This window comes from Hyphomicrobium sulfonivorans (assembly GCF_013306565.1).
GTDB lineage: Bacteria > Pseudomonadota > Alphaproteobacteria > Rhizobiales > Hyphomicrobiaceae > Hyphomicrobium_A > Hyphomicrobium_A sulfonivorans.
Genome location: NZ_PZPO01000004.1, coordinates 694,229 through 702,361 on the forward strand (window position 1 = coordinate 694,229; position 8,133 = coordinate 702,361).

At 61.7% G+C, this 8,133-nt stretch carries 6 protein-coding genes; all 6 read right to left on the minus strand.

What is annotated here, in order from left to right; genetic code table 11:
• Positions 1-41: 41 nt before the first annotated feature.
• Positions 42-1,466, minus strand: a complete 1,425-nt coding sequence (locus tag C6Y62_RS11465) for a TAXI family TRAP transporter solute-binding subunit (protein WP_173953983.1) — start codon at positions 1,464-1,466, stop codon at positions 42-44.
• A 270-nt stretch (positions 1,467-1,736) separates the two neighbouring features.
• Positions 1,737-2,174 carry a DUF6636 domain-containing protein gene (locus C6Y62_RS11470; protein ID WP_173953984.1) on the minus strand — a complete coding sequence of 146 codons (438 nt, stop codon included), beginning with the start codon at positions 2,172-2,174 and terminating at the stop codon, positions 1,737-1,739.
• A 139-nt stretch (positions 2,175-2,313) separates the two neighbouring features.
• Positions 2,314-3,267: an oxygen-dependent tRNA uridine(34) hydroxylase TrhO gene (gene trhO, locus C6Y62_RS11475; RefSeq protein ID WP_173953985.1), complete on the minus strand. Its 954-nt coding sequence runs from the start codon at positions 3,265-3,267 to the stop codon at positions 2,314-2,316.
• A gap of 208 nt (positions 3,268-3,475) precedes the next feature.
• Complete coding sequence (locus tag C6Y62_RS11480; protein WP_173953986.1) at positions 3,476-4,795, minus strand: dicarboxylate/amino acid:cation symporter; 1,320 nt, start codon at positions 4,793-4,795, stop codon at positions 3,476-3,478.
• Between the two features lie 113 nt (positions 4,796-4,908).
• A complete protein-coding gene (locus C6Y62_RS11485) occupies positions 4,909-7,551 on the minus strand; it encodes a DUF2339 domain-containing protein (RefSeq protein ID WP_173953987.1) in 2,643 nt (880 codons plus the stop codon).
• Between the two features lie 331 nt (positions 7,552-7,882).
• A partial coding sequence (locus C6Y62_RS11490) for an autotransporter outer membrane beta-barrel domain-containing protein (RefSeq protein WP_173953988.1) occupies positions 7,883-8,133 on the minus strand: 251 nt, incomplete at its 5' end.

The window sequence follows — 8,133 nt, forward strand, 5'->3', positions numbered from 1 at the left end:
GCCCGTTCGGGAGAAACCGAATGCTGCCGCACTGACACGCGTTATTCGGCAGCCATCCGGGGCGCCAGTGCTTCCGGCATTTCGGTCAACCGCTGGCGCACCAGATCGATATGCAGCCTCAGGTGATAGAACTGATCGGAAAAGTAGAGCGGATAGCGGATGCGCCGCACGCCACTGTCGATCCGCTCGATCTCCGCCAGATAGTCTGCCCGCTGGACAGTCGAGGGCGATTTGTCGAGGCGCCTTTCCAATGTTTTGAGTTGCCGGTACCAATACATCAGCCGCCGCCGTACCGTCCACGAATAGAGGCTGGGCATAAAGCGCAGCAGCGGCAGCAAAATCACCAGCGAGGGGATGACGAAAAGCACGGTCGCAGCCCCGTGATCCGAGATGAAGGCTGTGAGTTTATAGGGGAAGCCCGCTTCCTTCACCGCAGGCGCAGCCGTCCGCAGCGCCACCGGCAGATCGCCGCTCTTGTAGACCTGACGCGAGGCCTCCATCACCTGATATTCCGGGTCGGACAGGTGCGGGAACAGACCCGGCTTATGGAACAGCACCGGGTCGCCGGATTTATCGAACGGCGCCCGCGGATTATGCAGCGCCGCATGGGTCAGCAGACTGACCAGCGACGGCGGCAGATCGGCGCGAACAACCAGAACGGCGCTGGTCGCCAGCAGTGTGATGTCCTTGGCGGGGATCAGCGGCTCAAACTCCACCGCGCCGCGATCCAGCCTGACCTTGCTGAGCGAGGGAAACCGGTTGACGTAGGCATCGGCCTCAAGCGAAAAATCCATCAGCCGGATCGACGGCAGCCGCAACAGCTTCTGGATAAGTTCGGAATCCGCCGGCTGAACCAATATGGCAGCCTCAGCCTCCCCGCTCACCAGCTCGGCGGCGTCCGGCGACAAATCACCCATGATCAGCAACGGGTTATCGCGCGAAGTATCAACCCCGTTGGCGCGCAGTAATTGCCCAGCGATGAAGCGCGTTCCGCTGCCACGCGCGCCCATGAGGATTTTCTTGGCCTTCAGATCGGCCAGCGTGTTGCCGGTGAAATCTGAGCGCACAAACACCCAGATCGGCTCATAAAACAGCCGGCCCGCCGCCCGCAGCTTGCCCAGCTCTTTGCTCTGCCATTCCTGCGCCTTGGCACGGGCCAGCCGTCCCTGCATGCTGCCGACTAGACCGCCCTTCACGAAGGCTGCATCGAACTCAGGCGGTTCGGCAACCAGGCCCCGCAGGGTGCGAAAGCCCTCCACGCCGGGCTGCAGAACGACCTCAACGCCGTACGGCGCCAATGCCTTCTGATAGGCCAACCCAAGTTCGTGGTAGTGCCCAACCCCGCCGGTCGCGAGGGTGATCTTGCCATCCGGGCCGGGCGCTCCGGTCAGGGCGTAATAGCCGGCCGCGAACACTGCCATGACACTCAACGCGATGACCGTGAGAATCTTGGGCAAGTTGGACATTGAAAACCCCGACACCTTCTGACCAGAGCAGATGTTCTATCAGCTCGCACCCGGCATTGGAGTCATCCGACGGTGACATTCCAATGGCGATTCTGGCCAATGGCGATTGCCAATGCCGCCTGCCCGATCGCAATCTGGGCGCAGCAACGGGACGGCTTGCGGACGAAGCGCCGGCTTGAGTATCCGCACGGCGGCGGCCACGGGCTATTCCTGACGGCACACTCGCAGCGCCAATGCCGCAATGGCCTTGGAGAGCGTGAAAATCAAAGGTCAGAACAGCGTTTGCTTGGCGCGGGAGAGCACGAACCCGCGCAGGTTGCCGTTGGCGCAGGTGACACCTGTTTGCTCCGAGCGGCAGGTGAACCCCGCCTGCTGCCACATCTCGCCGTAGCGCAACACCGGCCAGTCGTCATTGCGCACCGTATCGCCGACGCAACTGAGGCCACTTCCCGCGCCTGCAACCACATGGAACGACCGCCCCCACTCGCCGTCACAATCGGCTGGACGGCGGGGTGGCCGGTTCGATATCTGCATGACATCGCAGCGTAATACGGCCGGCTCGCCCGGCACATCGCCCAGCGCCTCCAGCATGCAATGAATGTTTCCCGAAGGCGCCTGAAAGCCGCTGAGTTCCTGCGCCTGCAATCCGGCTCCAAGAGCCAGCACGAAAGCTATCGCCAGCATATTCTTACGGCTGAGCAACGACATATCGTAACCCCAACGCACATCACGCCAGTCCGCTGGCGCAATACTTATGAAATATACACGTCCCTACAAGGAGCAATTGCACGCTTTCATTCGGCAGGCAACGGCGGCGCACCGCCCAGCGCCGAGACAGCGCCCGCATTCAAATTTCTTCGTCCACCCGTTCGTTCGGGCTCGCACCGATATGCGCCGCCCCACGCTCCGCAGCCAGACGTTCCTGCTTTTGACGTTCGCGATAGCGGGCGCGCTGCTCATCGCTGCGCTCGCCATGGCATGCCGGACAACTCACGCCATCCTCAAACAACGGCGACGTGCGATCCTCATCGCGCAGTGGCCGCCGGCACGCCCGGCACAGCGCATAGTGCCCGAGCTCCAGCCCGTGCCCAACGGTCACGCGTTCGTCGAACACAAAGCACTCGCCTTCCCAAAGGCTCTGTTCCGCAGGTATCGTCTCAAGATATTTCAGAATGCCGCCGTGCAGATGATAAACCTCATCCAGCCCCTGCGCCTTGAGATATGCGGTTGCCTTCTCGCATCGGATGCCACCGGTGCAGAACATGGCGACCTTTGGCGCGGTGCCCTGCCCCAACAGCCGCTCACGCTCAGCCTTGAACCAGGCCGGAAACTCGCGAAACGTTTTGGTCTGCGGATTGATCGCGCCAGCAAACGTTCCGACCTCCACCTCGTAATCGTTGCGCGTATCGATCAGGATCGTGCCCGGTTCCTGGATCAACGCGTTCCACTGTTCGGGCTGAATATACTGGCCGACATCCTGCCGCGGATCGATGTCCGGTTCGCCCATCGTCACGATCTCGCGCTTGATGCGCACTTTCATGCGATAGAACGGCTGCGTCTTCGCCCGTGAAAACTTCACCTCCAGATTGTCTTCGCCCACCAGCCCACGCACGTGATCGAGCACTTCGGCGATGGCTTCGTCGGGACCCGCAATGGTGCCGTTAACGCCTTCGCGCGCGAGCAGCAGCGTGCCCTTCACGCCGCGCGAACAGCACAGTTTGGCAAGCGGCTCGCGGGCAGCGGCGCAATCGGCAATCGGATGAAATTTGTATAGCGCAGCGACGCAGATAGGCAGGTCCACGGGATCGTTCCAGTCGTAAGCATTAACGTCAGCGGTGAAGGTTTTGGCCGGCAAGCATAGCGCAGATAGCACCCACAGGCACCTGCGGCCATAGCGCTATGAACCGCGGCCATTGGGCTTTGATCACCATCAAACCGGCGCGCCTTGGCCTTGCGTCCCTAGGCCTTATCAACGCTGGGTCGCTCAGCAACCATCCCTCTGATGCGTGTCAGGCCGTGCGCTCGGCTTTGCCTGCTCCGTTCAGCTCGGCATGCATCCGGTCGACATCCAGCGCACCTTCCCAGCGCGCCACAACCACCGTGGCAACGCCGTTGCCGATCAGGTTCGTCAACGCCCGCGCTTCCGACATGAACCGGTCGATGCCAAGGATCAACGCCATGGCCGCAACGTCAATCGTGTGCGTGGAAGCCAACGTTGCCGCCAGCACGATGAAGCCCGAGCCCGTAACGCCCGCCGCACCCTTCGACGTCAGCAGCAACACCCCCAGAATGCCGAGCTGTTGCGCCAGCGTCAGGTCAACATTCGTTGCCTGCGCAAGAAACAGCGTCGCCATCGTCAGGTAGATGCACGTGCCATCAAGGTTGAACGAATAGCCGGTCGGGATCACAAGCCCGACGATCGACTCCTCGCAACCCAGCCTCTTCATGCGCTGGATCATGCGCGGCAGCACCGACTCCGACGACGACGTGCCCAGAACGATCAGCAGCTCATCCTTTATGTAGCGAATGAAGCGGAAGATGCTGAAGCCTGTAAACCAGGCAATCGGCCCCAGCACAAACACGACAAAGACCACGCAGGTGAGATAAAACGCCCCCATCAGGCTGGCCAGTGAACCAAGCGTCTCAAAGCCATATTTGCCGATGGTGAAAGCCATGGCGCCGAACGCACCCACCGGCGCCAGCTTCATGATGTAGCCAACGATGTTGAACAGCACCTGCGATGTCTGTTCCACCAGATCGAGCACCAGTTTTCCGCGTGCACCCGTCGCCTGCAGCGCAAAAGCGAACAGCAGCGAGAACAGCAGGATCTGCAGAATATTGCCCTCGGCAAACGCGCTCACAACCGTGCGCGGAATGATGTCGAGCAAATATTCAACTGTGCTTTGATGCTCCGCCTTGTCGACGTAACTGGCCACCGACGCGGCGTCGATCTTGCTCGGGTCGACATTCATCCCCGCGCCCGGCTGCAACACGTTGGCCACGATAAGGCCCAGCGCCAGCGCCGCCGTCGTCACCAGCTCAAAATATATCAGCGCCTTGATGCCGGCACTGCCGACAGCCCGCAGGTTCGACATCGATGCAATGCCATGCACAACCGTGCAGAAGATGATCGGCCCGATGATCATCTTGATCAGCTTGATGAAGCCGTCCGCCAACGGGCGCATCTGCTCGCCCAATTCCGGATAGTAATGGCCCAGTGCAACACCGATCGCGATGGCCACCAGCACCTGCACATAAAGGTGCGAATAGAACGCCCGCTTCGCCGGGCCGCCCGATCCCGCATCGCCGAGCGGCGCTGAAAGCGTCATCGTTGTATCCCCCCAGAAACGCTATGTTGTTTAGGCCATGTATAAATCACTGTTCCGGACGTGCGGCGAAAAATCTACCGCAGCGGCAGCCCAGGCACGCAGGAACCGCACGGTTAGGCCCCCGTCGGCTCGCCACCTCCGGCAAGCTCGCCTTGCGGACGCGGCCGGGCGAACAACACCCGTTGATATGCAAGCCCGATGCCGATCAGCACAACGCCAAGGCAGATGAAGGACAGCGCCCGCCAGATCCCGTCGACGCCGGAAAGATCGAACAGGAAGACCTTCAGCGTCGCCATCAACACCAGCACGCCCGACGCCAATCGCGCCTCCGATGACCCGCGCCAGATACCGTAGACAAGAAGCACCAGCCCGAGCGCCAGCCATGCAACCGAATAGGCCCACTGCTCCATGTCGGTTGTCGGCAGCATGAAGCCTATGTTGGCGCCGTGGAACAGGTGACGCACGTTCAGCGTCACGTAGAGAAACGCCAGCAAGAACGAAAGACTAGCAGCGCTGACCGTGTACCAACGCGGGCGCACGCCGCGCGAGATACGCGCCAGATACAGCGCCATCAGTGACGGCAACAGATAGCCGAGAAGAAGATCGTTGATGATCCAACCGCCAGCAATCGGCTCGCCCCTGATGTACGGGTTCCATGCCAAGCCCAAGCCGACGATGGCGCTATAAATCGCCAAACCGGTGAACAGATAGGACGCAACCCGAAACACAATATTGGCGCGCCCCAGATCGAGTTGCAGCAAGCCAGCGGCGAACCCAAGGCTGACGAAGGTGATAAGCCCCTGCTCGATCAGGTTCGATCCATCCGCCAGCGGATCGCCACCATTCATCAGGTGGCGGATCTGGAAGAATGCCAGCAGCCCGGCGAAGATAACGGTTAGACTGTCGGCACAGCGGACCGCAAAATCATCGCCATCACGGCGCAACAGCCGGGCGGAAAGTGCAAAGCACACCGCTGGAACGCCATAGCCGACAAGCAGCCAGTTGAAGATTGGCCAGGAGCCGACGTCACTGCCCATGATGACGGGATCCCACGCGACACGTCCCATCACCACGACACCCAGCGCCGCAGCAGCATAGCGAAGCACCCGAATGCGGTTCAGCGTGGCAACATACGCAACACCAAGGGCCGACAGCGCGAACGCCACGGTGAGATAGCCGCGGTCGAGCATCGCCACGAGCGCGAAGGACAGCGCAGCGATCGCAGCAGCGGCGAACGCGCCAGCCGCCAGATGCGGAACAGCTGCGGGCGGATCGCCTTCACTGTTCTGAAATCGGTTGGCGGCATCGGCGAAGATAAACGCCAGCACAAGCCCAAACAGCGCAAAGGGTATCGAGCCGTCGAACTGCGTGATGCGCAAATATGCAACCGTCAGCGTGGCGAGCGGCGGCACCGTAGCCGCAAGCGCATAGAGCGCTGCGGTTGCAATCGGCAGTTCGCACCCGTTGTGCAGGCGCATTGCGGCGACAAGTGAAACCGCCAGCGACGAGAACGCCACGAACGGGAAGTAAACATGCAGCACGTCAGGCAGTCGCATGATCGCGCCCACCGCAGGCCACAGGCTCGAATCCGGCGGCGGTGCATTAACGCCGCGCCATAGCAACGCAACGGCGATCGCCACGACGCCTGCGAACACCGACGCTGCCGCCGATGGCGCTGAACGCCATGCCGTCGCAGCCAGAATGGCCATCGCAGCAGCGGCGAACAAAATCCATCCGGCATCGGCGCCCGAGGAAGCGGCCACAGCCAGCACCCATGTCACCAGCAGCGTCAGCGCGCCCAGTGAAGCAACCGCGATCCAGTCCGGTTCCGACTGAGCGTCGGAAGCTTGTGCATGCGGCGCAACCGCAAAGCAAACGCTGACCAGTGCGAGCTGGATCAACGCATGCGCGAACGCTGCCGAAACCCACGGTTCAGCTGGCTGCGCAAGCACCAGGCCCCACAACACAACGCCCGCCGTATTGATCAGCGCCAGCCACAACCAGCGGCGCATGCGGGCAAGCCCAAGCGCCGAAGCGCTGATAATCGCCAGGAAGATAACCAGCGCCCAGGGATTGGGCTCCGACGAACTGACAAGCAGCGGCGTCAACATGGCGCCAACGAGGCCGATGCCAGCAAGCGCCGGGCCATGCAACGCCGATGCCAGCATTGTGGTCAATCCCGCCGCGCCGAGCAGCACGAACGCCGTCCCCGAACCAATTAGCCCGTAAAGCGCGTGGGCGGCGTAGATAGTGCCGAACAGCACCATCGTTCCCGCTGCGGTCAAAATGCCGGGAATATGCGCTGCCGGCACAATATCCATCGGCAGCGTACGTTCGCCACGACGCATCCACTCGCCTGCACCCACGAGCGCAAGTGCAAACAGGGCACCTAAGACAACGCGGGTTGTCGGGCCGATCAGCCCTGCTTCGATGGAGTAGTTGACAAGGAAGATGCCACCAACGGCAAGCGCCGCGCCGCCAACCCACACTGCCCAGCGCGTGCCGATCCGTTCCTCAAAGCCGGGCGCATGCACATCGTGCTGTCCCGTTACGGGCGATGGCTGAGCGGGCGCAACCGGAGCTTGCGGAACTGAAGCCTCTGGCGCCGCTTCTACGGCGGCCGGTTCCTGCACCGGTTGCTCGTCGGCAAGCGGTTCGGGCTCTACAGCTGCCCGCGATGTCAGCACACCGGCGCCTTGCAGCTCAAGCTCAAGAGCGCGGATCGCGGCCTCGGCTTTGGCAAGGCGCTCCTTCAATGCCGTGAGCTGCCCGCTTACCAGAAGCCAAACGGTCAACACCGCGATTAAAATGAGGGTTGCCAGCATGTATGAAAGGCCCGTGTTGTGCAGATCTCTGTCGCGTCACCGTTTAACAGAGACCATGAGCAGCCACAGAAAAATGGCGCCTTCGCAGCAGCGATGGTTAAGCGCCGCCCGGTCAGCGCCGGCTGCGCAGCTTTGCAACCGATTGAGCTATCTATTAAGCAACCACCGCCAGCGTCGCTTCACCAAATCAAACGATGCAATCGCGCGGATCGCCCGGATCGCAAGTTGGCGATACCGTCACCTTGCCAGCGGATGCCAGCCATCACCAGGCGACTTTGACGCCGAGTTTGCCGTCGTAAGCGTTGCCGTCAGCGTGTTCGCCGATGCCGACGAGGTACGATGCGTTGGCATAGATCGCTGCGCCGTCGCCGATGTCGGTTGAGAAGCCGGTGTTGATCTCGAACGTGGTGCCGCCCATGTCGGCCGCGAACGGAATGAAGCCGGTGGCGGATGAGAACTTCGTCTTCGGATCGCCGAGAAACTCGTACCAGAAGTTCGGCCGCACCCACGCGG

What these genes read in the sequence shown, in the direction of transcription:
- C6Y62_RS11470 (WP_173953984.1), bottom strand. Translation starts at nt 2,174, where the DNA reads ATGTCGTTGCTCAGCCGTAAGAATATGCTGGCGATAGCTTTCGTGCTG.
- C6Y62_RS11465 (WP_173953983.1), bottom strand. Translation starts at nt 1,466, where the DNA reads ATGTCCAACTTGCCCAAGATTCTCACGGTCATCGCGTTGAGTGTCATG.
- C6Y62_RS11480 (WP_173953986.1), bottom strand. Translation starts at nt 4,795, where the DNA reads ATGACGCTTTCAGCGCCGCTCGGCGATGCGGGATCGGGCGGCCCGGCG.